Annotated in this window: 16 protein-coding genes; 5 read left to right on the top strand and 11 right to left on the bottom strand. The window is 59.5% G+C overall.

Going from position 1 to position 21,028, the window contains the following annotated elements:
* Positions 1–37 precede the first annotated feature (37 nt).
* Positions 38–718: a heavy metal response regulator transcription factor gene (locus AC1DHT_RS25465; protein WP_427544207.1), complete on the top strand. Its 681-nt coding sequence runs from the start codon at positions 38–40 to the stop codon at positions 716–718.
* Positions 718–2,079: a heavy metal sensor histidine kinase gene (locus AC1DHT_RS25460; RefSeq protein WP_427544210.1), complete on the top strand. Its 1,362-nt coding sequence runs from the start codon at positions 718–720 to the stop codon at positions 2,077–2,079. The genes AC1DHT_RS25465 and AC1DHT_RS25460 overlap by 1 nt, the downstream gene beginning before the upstream one ends.
* Before the next feature lie 139 nt (positions 2,080–2,218).
* Here AC1DHT_RS25460 and AC1DHT_RS25455 read toward each other — a convergent pair whose 3' ends face one another.
* The 3 genes from AC1DHT_RS25455 to AC1DHT_RS25445 form a co-directional block, all read right to left on the bottom strand.
* The gene (locus AC1DHT_RS25455) at positions 2,219–3,463 is read right to left on the bottom strand and encodes a lipoprotein-releasing ABC transporter permease subunit (protein WP_427544213.1); all 1,245 of its coding nucleotides are present in this window, start codon (positions 3,461–3,463) and stop codon (positions 2,219–2,221) included.
* A gap of 66 nt (positions 3,464–3,529) precedes the next feature.
* Positions 3,530–4,213 (bottom strand): lipoprotein-releasing ABC transporter ATP-binding protein LolD, encoded by a 684-nt coding sequence (gene lolD / locus AC1DHT_RS25450; protein WP_173859959.1) that lies wholly within the window; start codon positions 4,211–4,213, stop codon positions 3,530–3,532.
* A 7-nt stretch (positions 4,214–4,220) separates the two neighbouring features.
* Positions 4,221–5,471, bottom strand: coding sequence for a lipoprotein-releasing ABC transporter permease subunit (locus AC1DHT_RS25445; RefSeq protein ID WP_054593170.1), 1,251 nt, complete (start codon positions 5,469–5,471; stop codon positions 4,221–4,223).
* A 94-nt stretch (positions 5,472–5,565) separates the two neighbouring features.
* Between AC1DHT_RS25445 and AC1DHT_RS25440 the strand changes: the two genes are divergently transcribed.
* Both AC1DHT_RS25440 and AC1DHT_RS25435 read left to right on the top strand, forming a co-directional pair.
* Complete coding sequence (locus AC1DHT_RS25440; protein WP_427544789.1) at positions 5,566–6,150, top strand: PilZ domain-containing protein; 585 nt, start codon at positions 5,566–5,568, stop codon at positions 6,148–6,150.
* A 13-nt stretch (positions 6,151–6,163) separates the two neighbouring features.
* Positions 6,164–6,886 (top strand): glycerophosphodiester phosphodiesterase, encoded by a 723-nt coding sequence (locus AC1DHT_RS25435; RefSeq protein WP_427544787.1) that lies wholly within the window; start codon positions 6,164–6,166, stop codon positions 6,884–6,886.
* A gap of 42 nt (positions 6,887–6,928) precedes the next feature.
* Here the strand turns inward: AC1DHT_RS25435 and sthA are convergent, their stop codons facing one another.
* Both sthA and AC1DHT_RS25425 read right to left on the bottom strand, forming a co-directional pair.
* Positions 6,929–8,323: a Si-specific NAD(P)(+) transhydrogenase gene (gene sthA / locus AC1DHT_RS25430; RefSeq protein WP_103315322.1), complete on the bottom strand. Its 1,395-nt coding sequence runs from the start codon at positions 8,321–8,323 to the stop codon at positions 6,929–6,931.
* A gap of 210 nt (positions 8,324–8,533) precedes the next feature.
* Positions 8,534–9,523: an FAD:protein FMN transferase gene (locus AC1DHT_RS25425; protein ID WP_427544793.1), complete on the bottom strand. Its 990-nt coding sequence runs from the start codon at positions 9,521–9,523 to the stop codon at positions 8,534–8,536.
* Between the two features lie 274 nt (positions 9,524–9,797).
* Here AC1DHT_RS25425 and tcuC point away from each other — a divergent pair, with 274 nt between their 5' ends.
* Complete coding sequence (gene tcuC / locus AC1DHT_RS25420; protein ID WP_427544785.1) at positions 9,798–11,099, top strand: MFS transporter; 1,302 nt, start codon at positions 9,798–9,800, stop codon at positions 11,097–11,099.
* 121 nt (positions 11,100–11,220) lie between these two features.
* On the opposite strand, the gene AC1DHT_RS25415 is transcribed toward tcuC, so the two are convergent.
* The 6 genes from AC1DHT_RS25415 to AC1DHT_RS25390 all read right to left on the bottom strand — a co-directional run bounded on the left by AC1DHT_RS25415 (position 11,221) and on the right by AC1DHT_RS25390 (position 20,870).
* Positions 11,221–12,660, bottom strand: coding sequence for an efflux transporter outer membrane subunit (locus AC1DHT_RS25415; protein ID WP_427544783.1), 1,440 nt, complete (start codon positions 12,658–12,660; stop codon positions 11,221–11,223).
* A 9-nt stretch (positions 12,661–12,669) separates the two neighbouring features.
* Complete coding sequence (locus AC1DHT_RS25410) at positions 12,670–14,820, bottom strand: glycosyltransferase family 2 protein (protein WP_477761506.1); 2,151 nt, start codon at positions 14,818–14,820, stop codon at positions 12,670–12,672.
* A 1-nt stretch (position 14,821) separates the two neighbouring features.
* A complete protein-coding gene (locus AC1DHT_RS25405; RefSeq protein WP_427544779.1) occupies positions 14,822–16,087 on the bottom strand; it encodes a hypothetical protein in 1,266 nt (421 codons plus the stop codon).
* A complete protein-coding gene (locus AC1DHT_RS25400; RefSeq protein WP_347929455.1) occupies positions 16,087–17,295 on the bottom strand; it encodes an HlyD family secretion protein in 1,209 nt (402 codons plus the stop codon). Before AC1DHT_RS25400 ends, AC1DHT_RS25405 begins: the two co-directional genes overlap by 1 nt.
* Before the next feature lie 782 nt (positions 17,296–18,077).
* Complete coding sequence (ampC, locus tag AC1DHT_RS25395) at positions 18,078–19,238, bottom strand: class C beta-lactamase (protein WP_427544776.1); 1,161 nt, start codon at positions 19,236–19,238, stop codon at positions 18,078–18,080.
* A gap of 168 nt (positions 19,239–19,406) precedes the next feature.
* Positions 19,407–20,870 carry a glyceraldehyde-3-phosphate dehydrogenase gene (locus AC1DHT_RS25390; RefSeq protein ID WP_054593180.1) on the bottom strand — a complete coding sequence of 488 codons (1,464 nt, stop codon included), beginning with the start codon at positions 20,868–20,870 and terminating at the stop codon, positions 19,407–19,409.
* Positions 20,871–21,028 lie beyond the last annotated feature (158 nt).

Here is a 21,028-nt window from a genome sequence, read left to right as displayed (position 1 = left end):
GGTATAACGCACCTGTTCCATTGACCTCGAGCTGCCCATGAAATTGCTGATCGTCGAAGACCAACCGAAAACCGGCCACTACTTGCGCCAAGGCCTGACCGAGGCCGGTTTCAACGTCGAGCTGGTAGCCGACGGCAACACCGGCCAGCATCTGGCGCTGACCGGCGATTACGCGCTGCTGATTCTCGACGTGATGCTCCCCGGCCGTGACGGCTGGCAGATATTGCAAGCGGTGCGTAGCGCCGGCCTGGATATCCCGGTGCTGTTTCTCACCGCCCGCGATGCCGTCGAAGACCGGGTTCATGGCCTGGAACTGGGCGCCGACGATTACCTGGTCAAGCCGTTCGCCTTTTCCGAATTGCTGGCCCGCGTGCGCAGCCTGTTACGTCGCGGCAGCGCGACGTCGCAGGAAACCAGTCTGCAACTGGCCGATTTGCGGCTGGACCTGTTTCGCCGTCGGGTCGAGCGCGGCGGCCAGCGCATCGACCTGACCGCCAAGGAATTCGCCCTGCTGGAACTGCTCTTGCGCCGCCAGGGCGAAGTACTGCCCAAATCGCTGATCGCTTCGCAGGTCTGGGACATGAATTTCGACAGTGACACCAATGTCATTGAAGTGGCGATCCGCCGCCTGCGCCTGAAGATCGACGACGACTTCCCGAACAAGTTGATTCATACCGTACGCGGCATGGGCTACGTGCTTGAAGAGCGTCCCGCCTGATGCGCCGCCTGTCCCTGAGCGGCCGTCTGGCCTTGCTGTTTGCCGCCTGTACGGCGGTGGTTTCATTGTTCGCTGGTGTGCTGTTCAGCCGCGCCAGCGAGACGCACTTCATTGAACTCGACCAGCAATTGCTCGACGGCAAGCTGATCGCCCTGCGCAGCGTCTTGGCCGGCGCCGACGACCCGCGGTTGTTCGCCGAACGAAAAGCCGGACTGCAGGATGAAATGAGCCATCAGCCGGACCTGGCATTGCGGGTGCGCGGCGCCGATGGTCGCGTGTGGTTCGACAGCGCAGCGAACCTCCCCGACGACTTGCCAACCCAGTCCGGTCTTCACAGTTTGCACAGCACCGGCACGGAGTATCGGGTCTACAGCGCCGCGTTGGAGCCGGATAAAGCCGACTCCGCGCAACTGATTCTGATGCTCGACATCACCCACCATCAGCACTTTTTGCAGCGCATGCAGCATTTGATCTGGCTGACCGTCGGCCTGTCGGCGCTGGCCACCGCGCTGCTCGGCGCGTGGGCGGCGCGCAGTGGTTTGCGGCCATTGCGACGCATGAGTGAAGTGGCCGCCGGGGTGTCCGCCAGCTCGCTGACCCAACGCCTGCCCGAAGATCAAATGCCCGCCGAGCTCGCCAATCTGGCTCACACGTTTAACGCCATGCTCTGCCGTCTCGACGACTCGTTCCAGCGGCTTTCAGCCTTCTCGGCCGACATTGCCCACGAACTGCGCACGCCGTTGTCGAACCTGCTGACCCACACTCAGGTCACCCTCACCCGCCCGCGCGACCTGGAAGATTACCGTGAGGCGCTGCACAGCAACCTCGAAGAGCTGCAATGGATGGCGCAACTGGTCAACGACATGCTGTATCTGGCCAAGGCCGATCACGGCTTGCTGACGCCAAAACGCGAACCGCTGCGACTGGCCGAGGAAGTGGATCTGTTGCTGGAGTTTTACGCACCATTGGCCGAAGACGCACGGGTCAAGCTGACCCGTCTCGGCGACGCCAGCCTCAATGGCGACCGCAACATGTTGCGCCGTGCCCTCTCCAATCTGCTGGACAACGCGCTGCGCTTCACCCCGCCAAACGGTGCGATTGAGGTGCGGATTGTCGATGAGCCGAAGGGCTTGAGCCTGACCGTTGAAAACAGTGGCGAGGGGGTTTCCGAAGCGCTGTTGCCACGCTTGTTTGACCGGTTCTACCGCGCAGACCCGGCGCGCCATGAAGGCAGTAGCGAGCATGCAGGATTGGGGTTGGCGATCACCCAGTCAATCATCCGCGCCCATGGCGGGACGATTCGTTGCGAGTCAGGCCAGGGGTGGACACGGTTTTTAATGGCGTTGCCGAAGGGGGTTTGAGGCCAGACTGGCTGGCCCCATCGCGAGCAGGCTCGCTCCCACATTGGACCTGTGTTAGCCGCAAATTAGCGGTTCAACTCGGTCACCTGTGGGAGCGAGCTTGCTCCGGGCGGCGATCCAACGATAGCGGTGTAACGACTTACGAATAGCGCAACGCGGTCGCCGGTTCGATCTTCGCAGCGCGCCAGGCCGGGTATACCGTGGCCAGGAAGCTCATGATGAAGCCCGCCGAGCAGATCAGCAGCACGTCACCGCCCTGCAATTCCGACGGCAAGTTGCTGACGAAGTACACGTCGGAACTGAAGATATGCTGACCCGTCACGCGCTCCAGCCAACCGACCATCTCACTCACGTTCAACGCTGCGATCACCCCGAGGACGCCGCCAATCAGCGTGCCGACGACACCGATCACCGTGCCCTGAACCATGAAGATCGCCATGATCTGCCGAGGCGTGGCGCCGATGGTCCGCAGGATCGCGATGTCCGCGCCCTTGTCGTTCACCACCATGATCAAGGTGGCGATGATGTTGAACGCAGCGACCGCCACGATCATCAGCAGCAACAGGCCGATCATGGTTTTTTCCATTTTCATGGCGCTGAACAGACTGCCTTGAGTGTGGGTCCAGTCATCGGCCTTGAAATCAACGCCCAGGCCGCCAGCGATGTCTGACGAGACCTTCGGTGCGGCGTACAAGTCTTTCACCGCCAGGCGCACGCTTTGCACCTGATTCGGTTCCCAATGCTGCATTTGCGCCGCATCGGCAACGTGGATCAGCGCCATCGAGCCGTCGAGTTCGGCACCGACCTTGAACACGCCAACCACGTTCAGCCGCTGCATGCGCGGGGTGATACCACCCGGTGCGGTGCTGACTTCCGGCACGATCAGGGTGATTTTGTCGCCGACGTTCAAGCGGAAGCGGCGTGCGGTGATTTCACCGACCACCACCCCGAACTCGCCTGGCTTCAAGTCGTCCAGACGTCCCTGCACGATGTGCTGGGCGACGATGGAGACTTTGCCTTCCTGTGCCGGATCAACGCCGCTGATCTGGATCGGCTGCATCGAGCCCTTGTAGGACAGCATGCCTTCCATCTCGGTGAATGGTACGGCGGCGGTCACTTCAGGGTTCTTCATCGCGGCGGCCGCGACAGGCTGCCAATCGTCGATCGGCTTGACGCCAACGATGGTTGCGTGGGGCACCATGCCGAGGATGCGCGAGCTCATTTCGCGCTGGAAGCCGTTCATCACCGACAACACCACGATCATCGCCAGCACGCCCAGGGCGAGGCCGATCATCGAGGTCATCGAGATAAACGAAACAAAGCGATTGCGGCGCTTGGCGCGGGTATAGCGCGTGCCGATAAAGATCGATAACGGTCTGAACATTCGCTGGGGCACCGTATAAAAATAAAAGACCCGACACGCTTTTCAGTCGTGCCGGGTTTAGGCCAATCAGATGGGAGTGAGGCGACCTTCCTGCAGGTGCAGGACGCGATCCATCTGGCGGGCCAGGTTCATGTCGTGGGTCACCACCAGGAACGCGGTGCGCATCGACGTGCTGAGTTCCAGCATCAGGTCCTGAATGCCCTGGGCGGTATGGGAGTCGAGGTTACCGGTCGGCTCATCGAGCATCACCAGCCCTGGCTTGTTCACCAACGCGCGGGCGATGGCCACGCGCTGGCGTTCACCACCGGACAGTTCGGCCGGTTTGTGCTCCAGACGATGGCCCAGCCCTACCCGTTCCAGCAAGGCCGTGGCGCGCTGACGGGCTTCCGGGATCGCGGTGCGGCCGATCAACAGCGGCATGCAGACGTTTTCCAGCGCGGTGAACTCGGGCAGCAAGTGGTGGAACTGGTAAACGAAGCCCAGCGAGCGGTTACGCAACAGGCCACGGGCCTTTTCGTTGAGCGCCGACAGCTCTTCACCGGCCAGCCATACACTGCCTTTGGTTGGCGTATCGAGGCCGCCGAGCAGGTTGAGCAAGGTACTTTTACCGGAACCGGAGGTACCGACAATCGCCACGCGCTCACCCGGGTGCAGCTCAAGCTGCAAACCGGACAACACCACTACCGATTCCGGGCCTTCCTCGTAGGCTTTACCCAGGTCGCGGCAACTCAAGACTGCTTTAGTACTCATACCCAAATCACTCATAACGTAGCGCCTCCGCAGGCTGGGTGCGCGCAGCACGCCAGGCTGGATAAAGGGTGGCGAGGAAACTCAGGACCAACGCCGCGCCGCAGACCATCAACACGTCTTCGGCCATCAGTTGCGACGGCAGGTAGTCGATGAAGTACACGTCGGCGTTAAGGAATTTGTGCCCGATCAGGCCTTCGAGGGCGGAAATCGCGGCGCTGACATTCAGTGCGGCGAACATCCCGACCACGGCACCGATCGCCGTGCCGACTACACCGATCACCGTGCCCTGGACCATGAAGATCGCCATGATCTGGCCCGGTGTGGAACCGAGGGTTCGCAGGATTGCGATGTCACCCTTCTTGTCGTTCACCACCATCACCAGCGTGGAAATGATGTTGAACGCGGCCACCGCAACGATCAGCAGCAACAGCAGGCCGATCATGGCTTTTTCCATGCGGATCGCCTGATACAGGTTGCCGTGGGTGCGGGTCCAGTCACGGGCGTAGTAATGGTCTCCGTCCAGGTTCTGCGCAATGTTCCAGGCAGTGCGAGGTGCCTGGAACAAATCGTCGAACTTCAGCCGCAAGCCCTGGACCTGATCCGGCTTCCAGCGATGCAGGCGCGCCAGGTCATCCAGATTGGTCAGCCCCAGGTAGCCGTCCAGCTCACCGGCGCCGACATGGAAAATGCCGACCACGGTAAAGCGCTTCATCCGCGGAAACATCCCGGCCGGGGTCACGGTGACCTCCGGGGCGACGAAGGTCAGCTTGTCGCCGAGACCCACGCCGAGCTTGGTCGCGGCCTTGTCACCGATCACGATGCCGAAGCTGCCCGGCGACAGGTCGTCGAGTTTGCCCTGCGTCATGAAGTTGTCGATGATCGAGACTTTGCGCTCCTGGTCCGGGTCGACTGCATTGAGCAGGACTTTCTGCACCTGGCCGTTGTTGGTCAGCAAACCCTGCATCTGGGTGAACGGCGCAACCGCCACCACCTGCGGGTTCTGCTGGACCTTGGCCGCCAGGCTTTGCCAGTCGCTGATGGGCTCGCCGGACTCGATGGTCGCGTGGGGCACCATGCCCAGCACACGGGTGCGCATCTCATGATCGAAACCGTTCATGACCGATAACACCACAATCATCACGACGACGCCGAGGGCGAGTCCGATCATCGAGGTCAACGAAATGAACGACACAAAATGATTGCGACGCTTTGCACGGGTATAACGCGTGCCGATAAATACGAAGAGAGGTCTGAACATGTCGGGGCTTGTTCGGAGGGAAAAGGAACGTCCTTGTGGCGGGGGTCGATAACCAGCTTTACACTCAGACCACCGCCGCTACCATGGGTTCGCCATGTCGACATTAGATGAAGAAGATCGCCGCGAATACTACCGTATCGAGGACACGATCGCACTGGAAATTCGGCCCCTGTCTGCCCTCGAAGCGGCAGGTCAGGAAGTGTTGCAGGATGCTTCCCCGCTGTTCAACCTGCTCAGCGAACTGCACCTGAGCGAATTCGAGTCGCAGCATTTGCTGCGCCAGATCAGTGAGCGGGACCGAAACACCGCCAACTATCTGAAGGTCATGAACAAGCGCATCGACCTGCTGAGTCAGGTCGTGGCACAAACCGTGCTCGGCAAGTTCGGTGAGCCGCAGCCCGTGGTGCTGTCGGAAGGCGGCATCGAGTTCGAGCACCACCTCGCCTACCCGGCCGGCAGCCATGTGGCAATCAAGCTGTTGTTGATGCCGCAAGCGCTGGGCCTGCTGTTGCGGGCCAAGGTCACTCACTGTGAACCGGAAAGCTTCGGCACCTTCGAGATTGGCACCGAGTTCGAAGCCCTGACCGATGCGCAACGACAGCTGCTGGCCCGCTATATCTTGCAGAGACAGGCGCATGAGCGACGCCTGGCACGCGAGCAAAACGAATCAGGCAATTAATTAAGGAAGACCCGTGACCCTAATCTACGGCCACCGCGGCGCCAAAGGCGAAGCACCGGAAAACACCCTGATCAGTTTCCAGGAATGCCTCAAGCACGGCGTACGCCGTTGCGAACTGGACCTGCACCTGTCCATGGACGGCGAGTTGATGGTCATTCACGACCCGACGCTCAAGCGCACCACCGAGCGTCGCGGCAAGGTGGTCGAGCATACGGCGGCAGAACTGGTGACCTACGATGCGCGCAAGGGTGGTCCGGGCTGGATCAAGCCCTGCCCGATTCCACGGCTGGAAGAGCTGTTCGAAAAATGCGACTTCGAGCATTGGCAGCTGGAGGTCAAGAGCGCTTCGCGCATGCGCGCGGCGACGACGGTGCTGGCGATTCGCGAAATGGCGCAGCGGTTTGGCTTGCTGGACAAGGTCACCATCACCTCGAGCTCGCGCGAAGTGCTGAAGGCCGCAGTGGATCTGGTTCCGGATGTGTCGCGTGGACTGGTCGCCGAATATGCCTGGCTCGACCCGTTGAAGGTCGCGCAAAGCTATGGCTGTGAGATTCTTGCGCTGAACTGGACCCTGTGTACGCCGGAACGCCTGCAGAAGGCGCAGCGACAAGGCCTGCATGTGTCGGTATGGACAGTCAACGAACCTGCGCTGATGCGCAGGCTCGCTGATTTCGGCGTTGACAGCCTGATTACAGACTTTCCCGGTTTGGCCAGCGCCACGCTCGAGAATTGCTGAAATCGGTCTCCCCGGCCGGCTCAGGCCACCGGCCGGAGCCGCTCAAAAAAGCCGGTTGAGGCCGTCGTAGGCCGCTACCCGATAGGCTTCGGCCATGGTCGGGTAGTTGAACGTGGTGTTGACGAAGTACTTCAACGTGTTCTGTTCACCCGGCTGGTTCATGATCGCCTGACCGATGTGGACGATCTCCGATGCCTGGTAACCGAAGCAGTGCACGCCGAGCACTTCCAGCGTCTCGCGGTGGAACAGGATCTTCAGCATGCCTTGCGGCTCACCGGCGATCTGCGCACGCGCCATGCTCTTGAAGAACGCCTTGCCGACTTCGTACGGCACTTTGGCCTGGGTCAGCTCTTGCTCGTTCTTGCCGATCGAGCTGATCTCCGGAATGGTGTAGATCCCGGTCGGTACGTCGTTGACGAAACGCCAGCTGTTGTTATCGACGATGCTGCCAGCGGCCGAACGACCCTGGTCGTGGGCGGCACTGGCCAGGCTCGGCCAGCCAATCACGTCGCCTGCGCCGTAGATGTTCTGGATGCAGGTGCGATAGTTCTGGTCAACTTCGATCTGGCCACGGCTGTTGACCTTCACGCCGATGTTTTCCAGACCCAACGCGTCGGTATTACCGGTACGGCCGTTGCACCAGAGCAAGGCGTCGGCCTTGATCTTCTTGCCGGACTTGAGGTGCAGGATCACACCGTTGTCCACGCCTTCAACGCGATCGTAATCTTCGTTGTGACGCACGGTGATGTTGTTGTTGCTGAAGTGGTAGCTCAGCGCCTGGGAGATTTCCGAGTCGAGGAAGCTCAGCAGCTGACCGCGGTTATCCACCAGTTCGACCAGCACGCCCAGACCACTGAAGATCGAGGCGTATTCGCAACCAATCACGCCGGCGCCGTAAACGATGAGTTTGCGCGGGGTGTGGCCGAGGCTGAGGATGGTGTCGCTATCGTAGATACGCGGGTGGTGGAAATCGATGTCGGCCGGGCGATACGGACGCGAGCCGGTGGCGATGATAATGTGCTTGGCCACCAGTTTTTCGACCACGCCGTTGGCGCAGACCACTTCGATGGTTTGCTCGTCAGCGAAGCTGCCGGTGCCGAAGAACACGTCGACCCGATTGCGCGCGTAGTAACCGGTGCGCGAGGCGACTTGTTTGGCAATGACTTTTTCGGCGCTTTTCAGTACGTCCGGAAACGAGAACCAGCGCGGCTCACCAATGGCCCGGAACATCGGGTTGGTGTTGAACTGCATGATCTGCCGGACCGAGTGACGCAAGGCCTTGGACGGGATAGTGCCAAGGTGGGTGCAGTTGCCGCCGACCTGGCGACGACTATCGACCATCGCCACTTTGCGCCCTGCTTTGGCGGCGTTCATTGCCGCGCCTTCTCCCGCCGGGCCGGAACCCAACACCACCACGTCGTAGTTGTAGACAGCCATGCGTACTCCTCAGAACAGGCCGCGGCACCCCGTTGGCACCTGCGGCTAAATCATGCCGGTCTTGCGGCATGAAGGAACAATTTGGGGTCAGTCGAGAACCCGGACACAGTCTATAGAAGCGTCAACGCCGCGCACATTAACCCTTGGTCGCGTCGTAGGCTAGTTTTGCCTGCACTACAACACCAACAATGAGTGTCCATCACACCGTATTTACTTGGCTTTTTCGGCACTCAGGCGATCAAAAGCCTGACTGGTTCGCGTGACAAAGCCTGTATCGGCTCGAATCACAAAAAATGCACCGACATCATGCTTTTCGGCGTAGTCCCAGCCGCGCTCGGGGCCAAGAATCAGCAACAGCGTCGATAAGCCATCGGCCATCAGCGTCGAAGGATGAATCACCGTGACAGACGCCAGGGTATGGGTGATCGGCGCGCCGGTTCGGGCATCGAACGTGTGTGAATAGCGCCGGCCATCCTGCATGAAGTAATTGCGGTAGTCGCCTGAGGTCGAAACACCGTTGCCGTCCAGCGTGATCACCCGCTCGACAACCTGCTGGTCATCGCGTGGCTCCTCCAGCGCAATCTTCCAGGGCGACCCGTCGAGTTTCTTGCCAATGGCCTTGAGTTCGCCCGTAGCATCGGCGATGAAGCTGTCGATACCCATTTCCTGCAACTTCGCAGCGATCCTGTCGACGGCATACCCGGCGCCAATACTGCCGAAGTCAACCTCGACCGGCGCGTCCTTGCATAGCTGATCGCCTTCAATCCGCAGATGCGCATAACCAACGCGTTGTCGGGCCAGAGCCAAGGCTTCGGCGCTTGGGACTTTTTCATCGCGCGATTGTGGGCCGAATCCCCAAAGGTTCAGCAGCGGCTCCACCGTCAGGTCGTAGGAGCCGTCGCTCGTCTCTGACAGTTGCTCGCCCACCTTGACCAACTGCAAGACCGGCGCCGGCATTGGCTGACAACTATTGGCCGGCAAACCATTGAATCGCTCGATGTCGGAATCACTGCGGTAGGTCGACAGCTGCCGGTCGATCTCGGCCAGAATCAACTCGACCTGCTTCTGCACCTCGACCGGCCCGGGAGTCCCCGGATGGCGGATGTATTTGACCGAATACGTGCTGCCCATGGTCGGGCCGCCAAAGCTTTCCAGAGTGTCGCCATTACCGCAGCCTGACAAGGCGCCGACAAGCGCCACGAAAACACCCGATCGCCAGTTCAACAACGCGCACTCCTCCCCAAAGAGTTCCCCCGACAGAACGCCAAGGCCCGCCATTATGCGATAGAACTGTGAGAGAGGGCTGGCTCATGGCTATAACGTTTAAGCAGCACACTAACTATTGGTTGCCTACCGTTCGTCTTACACATATCGTTACAAAACTGTTCGAGGTACCGGCACAGACCAGCCCCGTCAGTAAGGATGTTTCAAGACCAGGGATTTCTAATAAGACAGCCAAAGTGAGTAAGATCAAATGGCCTCGACTACGGGCAAAGGCAAAGCGATATTTCGCGTTGTCAGCGGCAACTTCCTAGAGATGTTCGACTTCATGGTCTACGGCTTCTATGCCACGGCCATCGCCAAAACCTTCTTCCCTGCCGACAGCGCTTTCGCTTCCCTGATGTTGTCACTGGCCACCTTCGGTGCCGGCTTCCTCATGCGTCCACTCGGTGCAATCTTTCTCGGCGCCTACATCGACCGTCACGGCCGTCGCCAAGGCCTGATCATTACCCTCGCGCTGATGGCGGCCGGGACCGTGTTGATTGCCTGTGTGCCGGGTTACGCGACCCTCGGCGTCGCTGCGCCGCTGATCGTACTGTTTGGCCGCTTGCTGCAAGGCTTCTCCGCGGGCGTGGAATTGGGCGGTGTGTCGGTTTACCTGGCCGAGATTGCTACCCCTGGCCGCAAGGGCTTTTTTGTCAGCTGGCAGTCCGCCAGCCAACAAGCCGCCGTAGTGTTTGCCGGTTTGCTGGGTGTGGGCCTCAACCACTGGCTGAGCCCTGAGCAAATGGGTGATTGGGGCTGGCGCGTACCGTTCCTGATCGGCTGCATGATCGTGCCGGCGATTTTCATCATTCGCCGCTCGCTGGAAGAAACCCCGGAATTCCAGGCGCGTAAACATCGCCCAAGCTTGAGAGATATCGTCCGTTCGATCAGTCAGAACTTCGGCATCGTGCTGGCCGGCATGGCGCTGGTAATCATGACCACCGTGTCGTTCTACCTGATCACCGCCTACACCCCGACGTTCGGTAAAGCCGAGCTGCACCTGTCGGACTTCGACGCGTTGCTGGTCACCGTGTGTATCGGTCTGTCGAACTTCTTCTGGCTGCCGGTGATGGGTGCCCTGTCGGACAAGATCGGGCGCAAGCCGCTGCTGCTGGCGGCGACCACGCTGGCAATCCTGACGGCTTACCCGGCGCTATCCTGGCTGGTCGCCAACCCGAGCTTCAGCCATCTGCTGATCGTCGAGTTGTGGTTGTCGTTCCTCTATGGCTCGTACAACGGCGCCATGGTGGTGGCCCTGACCGAAATCATGCCGATTGAAGTCCGCACCACCGGTTTCTCCCTGGCTTACAGCCTGGCGACCGCGACCTTTGGCGGCTTCACCCCGGCGGCCTGTACCTACCTGATCCACGTGCTGGACAACAAGGCCGCACCGGGTATCTGGTTGAGCGGCGCGGCAGTGCTTGGCCTGATCGCAACGCTGGTGCTGTTCCGTGGCAACCGGCATGAGTTGCGGACTGCGCAGGCTGCTGTAGTCGGCGGCACCCGCTAGATCGAATTCGCGAGCAGGCTCGCTCCCACAGGTTCAGCGGCGTTCACACAATCGTGATCACACCGCCATTCCAATGTGGGAGCGAGCCTGCTCGCGAAGAGGTCCGCCGGAACAACACAGTTTATCGATTCGCCATTTTCACCGACTGACTCCACCCCCCGCCCAGCGCCTTGTACAAGTCCACCTGATTGATCTCCCGCGCCAATTCCATTTGCGTCAGCTTCTGCTGCGCGTCGAATAACGAACGCTGCGCGTCCATCGTCGAAAAGTAGCTGTCCATCCCCGCCTCGAAACGCAATCGGGATTGTCGGTAGGCTGCTTGATAATCCGCTACCAGACGCTTCTGATAGTCGACCTGGGTGAGCATCTCCTGGCGGGCGTTGAGGGCATTGGCTGCTTCGCGGAAAGCGTTCTGCACCGTGGCTTCATACGCCGCCGTCTGCCCGTTGAACCGCGCATGGCTGGCGTCCACCTGCGCCTTTCGCGCACCGCCGTCGATCAGGGTCAACGACCCCGCCAAAGCCACCGACCAGAACTCGGCCGGCGCGCTCAACAATCGCGAAAAGTCACCGGTCAGGCCGCCCACCGCCGACGTCAGCGAAAAGGTCGGGAAATAAGCGCTGCGGGCTGCACCGATGTCCGCGTTGGCAGCTCGCAACGAGGCTTCGGCCGACATGATGTCGGGCCGCCGCGCAATCAGTGACGACGGTAACCCGGCGGGCACATCGGCGGTTGCCAACTGCTCCCCCAGCACGCCAGTGGGCAACAACCCAACAGGCACCGGCTGCCCGACCAACACGCGCATCGCATTCATGTCCTGCGCCACCTGCATGCGGTACGTGTTGATCTGAACCGCCGCCGTGTTGGTTTGCGCATCCGCCTGGTGAACATCGATTTGAGCACTGGAGCCCAGGTTATAGCTCTTGCGCAACAACTCACCGTAGTGGTCCTGGGACTTGTAGGTGTTCTGTGCGAGGTCGAGCAGATTCTGATTGGCCTTGAGGCTAAGCCAGGTGCTGGCCACCTCACCGATCAACGCCAGGCGAGCCGTCTGATAGTCCGCCTCGGTCGCCTCGAAGCGTGCGCCTGCGGCGTTTCGCTGACTGCGGATGCGCCCGAACAGGTCCAACTCGTAAGACGTGAAGCCACCGCTGGCCTGAAAGGTGTTGGACGTGCTGCCTGAACTGACGCCGCCTCCCTGCGTCCTGACCTGTGACGGAAACTTGCTGCGGCCGGCGTAGGTGTTGAGTCCGATGGAGGGAAACAGCCCGGATTCGGCACCGGCGTACCCTGCCCTCGCCTCCTCGACGCCCGCCTCGAACTGACGCAGGCTGCGATTGTTCTTCAAGGCCAGGTCGATCAACTGGCGCAGTCGGTCATCGAGCACGAAGCCGTGCCAATCCTTGTCGAACGCCTGCTTGGCGCTGCAACAGTCACTGGCCGAACTGGCTGGCCATTGCTGGTCGATCGGCGCCTCTGGTTTCTCGTATTTGGGTTCCAGAGAACAACCGCCGAGCAATAACAGCGACATGAAACATGAGGTGGATAAGCGTCTGTTCATGAGGCGCACCTACAAACGTTGGCCGAGCAAGGCTCGTAACGGAGTGAGAAGGAAAGCCCAAAGACCTGAGCGGGTGGTGCTGATTTGCGGCAGTGGTTGCTGACGCGAACGGAAGCTGATCGGGCGTAATCCAGGCAGTGAGCTATAGGACGGCGCCTTGACCGGTCGCCGCGAACGCGGTGCCGTGCGCTTTTCGCCGAGCAACGAACGCCGCAACAAGGTGCCGAAAGCCAGGCCTGGCTCAGCCTTGCCGACCACGTTGATCGGCGCCTCACTGAACAGCCGCGCGATCAGCCGGCGCCGAAGCGTTTCGTCAAGGTCGATGAACTTCAAGCCCAAACGGTCCTCGCCGTGATGACGCATGACCTCGATATCCAGCCAGCCGAGTTTATTGACCCACACCTGCCCCCGCAGCCCGGGCTTGATCAATGACGCAACGGAACAGGAAATGGAGGCGCCACTCAGCGATATATCCACCAGTTGGCCCGCCAGGGTTTTGCCGGCGAAGCGTAACCCACTGGGTTTATCGAAAGGAAAGCGCTCTTCGCCGTGCAAGCGTGGCCGGTCAACACACGCCACCAGGGTGGCCAGGTTGTAGATCAGCGCGACCACCGTCCAGAACAGGTTGAACAGCATATTGCCGTCGAACGCAGCCGCGTTGCTGATGGTGATGTAAGCACCTATTTGCGAGAACAGTGTCAGTGCAAAAAAGAACCCGAACAACTTCCAGTGGACCGTTGTGCGTGAACGATCCAGGCCCTTTGCCGTGACCTTGAAGGGTCGCCCGAACGGCCGGACCATGGCGCTGAGGATCGTCGCCGTCACCGCCAGTGAGGCGACGATTTGGGTGACCTCGGTAAAAATCGGCAAGGTACGCCGGTCAGTGACCCACGTCCCGTAGCCCCAGAATGCAATCAACGCCGGCATACCGAAGGCCATGAAATCCGCCGGATGGGCGTAGAACCCGGCAATACCGAAATACCAATACAACACCGGCGACACCAGCATCATCAGGATGAATGGCTTGGAGAACCAGTGCATCAAGCCATGCACGAAGTGCAACCGTTCATTAAGTGAGTAGCCACGACCGCGCAAGGGGCCCTCTTTGAGCAGCGCGACCTGGATCGTCCCCAGGCACCAGCGACCACGCTGATTGATGTACTCGGTCAACCCCTCGGCGGACAAACCAATCGACAGTCGCTCATTCAGCCAGCGGGTGACGTAGCCTTTTTGCTGCAGACGGCAGCTGGTGTAGATGTCTTCGCAGACCGAACCCGTCGGAAAGCCACCCATTTCAGTGATCAGATCACGCCGCACGACAAACGAAGTGCCCACGCAAAACGCGGTATCCCAACCATCCTTGGCCRGCTGGTAGACGTCGAAGAACACTCGCTGCTCGTCGACCCAGCAGTTGGATGAACCGAGGTTGTGCTGAATCGGATCGGGGTTGTAGTAGAACTGCGGCGTCTGCACCAGGCCGACCTTGGGATCGTCGAACAATCCCAGGGTGCGCATCAGGATCGGCTGCTGCGGGGCGAAGTCGGCGTCGAGCACCAGTATGTACGGCGCATTGCTGCTGGCCGCCGACAGACGCAGGCCGTTGTTCAGGTTACCGGCCTTGGCGTGGGAATTGTCGGGACGTCGGGCGTATTGCACACCGACCTCGGCGCAATAGTCGCGCAACCAGTCGCGGCGGGTATCGTCGAGCACCCAGATGGTCACGTTGGGGTAGTCGATCGCCTGGGCGGCGATGATGGTTTTTTCCAGGATCTCGAGGCCTTCGTTGTAGGTGGCGATGAACACATCCACCGCCGGCACCGAGCGGCCCTGGGCACGCAAACGTTGCTCCCCGGCATCGGCACTGGCGTGGTGATCCGAGCGACAGAGCAGGACGATGATCGAAAACAGCGTGTAGCCGATCGCCAGCATTTCGAAAAACAGGAACGCGTAAGCCCAGACCGAGGCAAACCCTGCGTGTCCATCGGGCAAGGTGTCGCGAATCCGCCAGGCCACGTAATTGATCAACAACAGCGCGGTCAAGGCTCCGAAACCGGCACGTGCCGCCCATTGATCACGGTGCGTCAGGCAGGTGAACAGAATCACCGCGACCACGGTCCAGAAATTGATTTGCACAAGTTGCAGCGTGTCCAGTGCCTGCATGTCAGTCAGCCTCTTGTAAACCGGTAAAGGGGTTGATGCCGGTAGCAGCGATCGCAGCCCAAGCTGTAGCGCCCAAGTGAGGCAGGTGGTAATAGAAAAAGTCGTTGGTTGTTGAGTCCGGGCCGATGGCCAACCCGGTACTGATACGCGGTGCAGGTGTTGCAAACAGCCAGCCATTGCCGGCCTGTTGGGCAAGCAACACATTCCACAGCGGCTGCGCCTTTTCCTTCATACCGCTCAAGCTCGCCACGGCGGCGGTTTGCGCGGTGCCTTCGGTCCATAAACCGTCCGGGTCGCGGTTGAAGCCATACCCGGCACCCGAGCGGTGCGCCTGATCGATAAACATGAAGACACGCCGCCAGTCCGCAGGAGGATCACTCAAGGCGATCAAGGGCCAGATCTGCGCGTCCAGTCCTGAACGCTGGCGATCCGAGGTTCGACCATCCTTCCCGGTACCAATCAGAAAGCGCCCTTCCCCGGCGTCCCACTGACTCGACACGAATTGCCGGGCAATCTGCGCCTGGTGAGCCGAGCCCGGGTCGGGCGCAGCCGTGTTGAGTGCCGACCAGGCTGCCGCCAGGTCGACGTTATGTTCGGTGGACTTCCAGGTCTGCTGGATCTGCTTGGGGAAATACCCGTAGTAACCGCCGCTGAAACCCGCGGGGGCCTGTCCGTCATACGTGTTTTTCCCGGACCACTGCAATACCCTGCGAGCGGCCTCCAGGTAGGAGGAATCACCGCTCTGGCGCAACGCCTCCAACAACGCCAACGCGGCCCAGGCCTGATTGCCGGTGGCACTGCTGACCTGATAGGCGTCCTGATTCCAGGCATTGCGCTCTACGCTCCAATAACCCGGCAGGTGCATCGACGACGAACCCACCGGGCCTGCCGCGTAGGCGTTGCGCAAGCGTCCATCCTGATATTCCGGGTCGTGGGTCGTGGCGAAGGCCAGCGCATCGGCAATCCGTCGCGCCGACTCGGCTTTACCGCAGGCAAACAAGGCGATGCTGGCCAAGGCGTTGTCGTAGGTGAACGCAACCCCACGCAACGCCTGGATTGGCGCCGGCTGACCGTCCAGCGGCGGGTAACTGGCCAGCAACACCGGCCCCGCCGCTTGCGATTGCACCGCGTGATCCAGCGCTGCACACGTCATCGCCGCCAGTTGCGGCCTGGCTTGCGTTGCCAGCGCAGATCCGCCGCTGCTCATCAGCATCACCCCGATCAGGCCCGGCAGCCACGGCCATTGCACAACGTTGCGCGGACTCATCAGTGAGATACCTCGGCGCTGGCCCACAGCCCCGGATTGCAAGTCATGGCGCGCTGGCTGTCGGTGAGGTCATCGGCAAAAGTACCGACGACGTACACCGAGTTCTGCTCGGCATACGGGAAAGGAACGCTGTAGCTGTTAGGGCGAATATCCTTAGTGCTGGATAACAACTGCACGACATTGGCCTTGAGCGGTTCGTCCAGGCCATGGATTCTTACCGTCAGGACACTGTCGTGATCAATCTTGCTGGCCACGCGTTCCGGAAACACCGCGACGACATAGCTTTCTTTGCAGTTGGTAGCACGCAGCAAAGTCGACCCGGCTTGTACCACTGTCCCTTGAGGCGCCAACAGCTCTTGAACCGTGCCGGACGAATACGCCGTGACCTCATAGCCAGCCGTCAACTTGACCCGGTTCTGTTCGGTTTCGATCAGGTGGTTGAGATTGTCGAGTTCGCGTTGATAGGTTTCGCGGTTGCGGGCCTGATTTTCCAGGCTCAGTTTCAGGGTGGTCATCTGCGCGCTGAGGTCGAACATGCGCAACTGATCAGGGTCAAGGTAGACCTGCTTATTGGCGGCATTGACATCACCGTCATTGATTCGCAGCTGTGAACGGACGGACTCTGCCGCCCCCTCCAACGAGGCCAACTTGGCTTTCGAGGCGGCGACGACCGCGCCACTGACCGCCCCTTGAGTGAACAACTCGAGGTTGCGATCGAGGGTTTCCTGTGCGTCCGTCAAGCGGGCGCTGGCGGCAGTGCTCTCGGCCTTCAGCGCACGTTGTGCATAGAGCTGACGAGTATGAAACGCCGATTGATAGCGCTGGCTGGTTTTCTCCAACTCGTCGTAATACTGCTGGTCGTGCTCGGCCTGGCTGGCCGATGATGATAGCTCCTGCTCCAGGGTCAAACGCCGGGTTTGCAGGGTCAACAACGTCTCCTGGTTAGCCCGCGGGTTTTCAACCACCGCAATCTTCTGGCCCTGGGTAAAGGTCGAGCCGGGTTTGACCTCAAGCGAATTCACCACCCCCTCGATGGGTGTCGTCAGCAGAATGACCGGTGCATTCAAAATTGCCCGTGTCGCCGATGTCGACAGCAGCGGCATCAGCAACGTCGAGAGCAACAGCCAGATGATAAATACCAGGACACCCAAGCCCACCAGACGCGGCAACAGGGACCATGAAAAAAACCTTGAGCGTTCTTCTGCCATGTTTAATTCTCTCAATAAGCCATGAACACACACGGCTATATGTCAGCACTGCGCAGCCGTCATGCTCGATTAGAACGCAACCGCGAAACACATTAAGCAGGATCAACGAAAGCGGATCATCAACTCCCCGGACAGCAATAAAGCCCGCACGGTTTATTTAGATTCAGTGTGATGTGAGCAGGAATAAGTTCCCTGTCTTTTTGGAGTATTAGTTGCCATCATGACGCACATTAAAACGCCATTACTTTTAAAGCAGCACTGCCAAAGTTGTGAAAGTTACCGTGAATATTTTCCCGACAGTACAGGCAATTTGCTGTCACCCAACCCCGGCCGGTGCCGGAGCTGTCAGGGGGAGACACTAAGTTCCGCTCCCGTCGCTGTCAAGCATCGAACCATTCAATAAAATGGCGTCAATTATTCAACGCAACCTGTATTGGATCCATGTAAAGCAAGTAACAACACCTTCCAACTGCAACTGCTTATTTTATTTGAGGATTTTTTTATTATTGAATTTTTATAGCGATAACCTGTCGATCTTTACAGCGTTCTGATTTGGCACACATCAAGAATAAAACGATATAACTACACTGCACTGACCGGACATAGCAAATGATGCATAAACACTTCCAATTTAATAGATGATGTCTAATGGCTCCTTATAATGAACCGCTGCACATGAAAACGCCCCGACAAGTCGGGGCGTTTTCATGTGCAGCCAGGGCTTGGCGCGGCAACGCTGGAGAGTTCACATCGGCCGCCACTCAATCCTCCGCCAGCGAGCATTAATCCAGTTCACTCAGGATCCGATGCGCCAGGCGCACCCGGGGTTCGTTGGGGTAGCTCTTGTTGGCCAGCACCACAATGCCAAACTTCTTCTCTGGGACGAAGGCCACATAAGCAGAGAACCCGCCGGTCGCCCCCGTCTTGTTGACCCAGACCGCCTCCTGTGGTGCCAGTGGCGGATTCAATGCCGTGACGACATGACTGTCGTAAATCATCTTGTCGGCATTGCCTTCAACCAGCGCACTCAGTTGCACCGGGTAATCGTACTGTTCCCAGATCAGGTCTTGAGTCATTGGACCTAGCTGGAAATAGCCCTTGTGCGTCTCCATCAGTGCGCGACCGAGTTTTGCTTCGACCTTCGCAACGCCCAGATTGGCCTCGACAAAGCGAATCAGGTCCGTGGAGCTGGTTTTTACCGAGTAGGCCTCGTCACCCAGCACACCTGGATTCAACCTGACCGGGAGATCCTGCTTGTTGTAACCCTGAGCATAGAGCGACAGCTTGCTCGCCGGGATGTTGATGAAGCTGTTGGGCATTCCGAGTGCCGGGAAGAGTCGCTGTTCCAGCGCCACCGCGAACGGCATCTTCATGCTGATTGCGGTAATCATGCCCAGCGCCCCAATGCTGGGGTTGGCATAGGTTCGTTGAGCACCCGGCGCATACGTCGGCTGCCACGCCTTGAAGTAGTCCATCAGCTGTTGGTTGTTCTGCACCTGATCAGGCACCTGCAAGGGGAAGCCGCCTGCGGTATGGGTCGCCAGGTTGATCAGCGTCGCTTTGTCGAACGGGCTACCCGCGAGCTCAGGCAGGTATTTGCCGGGGTGGTCAGTGAGTGAAAGCTGACCGTTGACCTCAGCGTAGGTCGCCAGGGTGGCCGTGAAGGTTTTACTGATCGAGCCGATTTCAAACAGCGTATCGCTCGTGACCTTCTGTTGTGTTTCCTTTGAGGCCACGCCGAAGTTGTAGAACTGCTGCTTGCCATTCGCGGTCACCGCAATGGCCAGGCCGGGAATGTTGTACTGCTGCATCACCGCTTGGGCGGCATCTTGCACGATGCTGTCGATATCCGACCGCTGGGCATTCGCCATGGCGAGGTTGCCGAAAGAGACGGTGCTGGCCAGCAATAGCAATGCTGCGCAAGGCTTTGCGATAAAACGCATACAAGTGGTCCTCAGGTCTTTTTGATCGCGGGCAAACCTATCACTTTGACGCGACGGCTCCGGAAGCGATTTATCACAAAATATTTCGCCGACTCCGTAGGCCAGCCAGGCAGCCACACAAACAAAAACGCCCCGACAAGTCGGGGCGTTTTCAGGTGCGGCTAAGGCTTAGCGCGGGAATGCTGGCGGGTTTACACCGGCCATGTCTTCCATCACGCGAACCACCTGGCAGCTGTAACCGAATTCGTTGTCGTACCAAACGTACAGAACAACGCGGTTGTCTTGGCTGATGGTCGCTTCAGCGTCCACAACACCTGCGTGGCGCGAGCCAACGAAGTCGGTGGAAACCACTTCCTGCGAGTTGACGAAGTCGATTTGCTTATGCAGATCGGAGTGCAGCGCCATGTAGCGCAGGTACTCGTTCATCTCTTCACGGGTGGCGGCTTTCTCAAGGTTCAGGTTGAGGATTGCCATCGACACGTTCGGCGTTGGAACACGGATCGCGTTACCGGTCAGCTTGCCGGCCAGCTCAGGCAGGGCCTTGGCAGCAGCAGTGGCAGCACCGGTCTCGGTGATTACCATGTTCAGCGCGGCGCTACGACCACGGCGATCGCCTTTGTGGAAGTTGTCGATCAGGTTCTGGTCGTTGGTGTACGAGTGAACCGTTTCAACGTGGCCATTGATGATGCCGAACTTGTCGTTCACAGCCTTGAGCACCGGCACGATGGCGTTGGTGGTGCAGGAGGCGGCGGAAACGATCTTGTCGTCAGCGGTGATTTCACCGTGGTTGATGCCGTGAACAATGTTCTTCAGCTTGCCTTTGCCAGGCGCGGTCAGAACAACGCGGTCGATACCCGGGCAAGCCAGGTGCTGGCCCAGGCCCTCGGCGTCACGCCATACACCGGTGTTGTCCACCAACAGAGCGTCTTTGATGCCGTACTGGGTGTAGTCCACTTCAGTCGGGTTCTTCGCGTAGATAACCTGGATCAGGTTGCCGTTGGCGGTGATGGTGTTGTTGGCTTCGTCGATGGTGATGGTGCCGTTGAACGGACCATGAACCGAATCGCGACGCAGCAGGCTGGCGCGTTTGATCAGGTCGTTTTCAGCGCCTTTGCGCACAACGATGGCACGCAGACGCAGGCCGTCGCCACCGCCGGTTTTTTCAATCAGGATGCGCGCCAGCAGACGGCCGATACGACCGAAGCCGTACAGTACAACGTCAGTGCCTTTGCGTGCGGAAGCGTTCTGCTGGCCTACAACATCGGCCAGTTCTTCACGGACGAACTGCTCGGCCGTGCGGCCTTTGCCTTCGGCCTTGAATTTGACCGCCAGCTTGCCCAGGTCTACCGAAGCAGCGCCGAGCTTGAGCTCGCTCATCGCTTTGAGCAGCGGGAATGTTTCGTGAACGGACAGTTCGGCGTCATCGGACTGACGATGGCGAGCAAAGCGGTGAGCTTTGAGAATCGCGATGACAGACTGGTTGATCAGGCTGCGGCCATAGATCGAGCTCACCACGTTGTTATTGCGGTAAAGCTGACCGATAAGCGGAATCATCGCTTCTGCGAGTGCTTCACGGTCGATCCATTCACCAAGACACTGGTCGGGCTTCTGAGTCACGGGAACCTTCCACATGTAGGGGCTGAAAAAAGGGGCTACATTATGCCGCCGAGTCGTCTGCGGAGCAATGCACGCCTATCGCAACATGCTTTTCCTTTCGTCGACGGTAGTCTGCAACTGACAGCCGGCACCTTCGCCCGCTACAATTACCGACTTTGTCGCAACGCTGGAGC

The sequence above is a fragment of the Pseudomonas sp. 05N432 genome (assembly GCF_056396945.1).
This window is presented reverse-complemented; position numbering and strand designations above follow the sequence as displayed.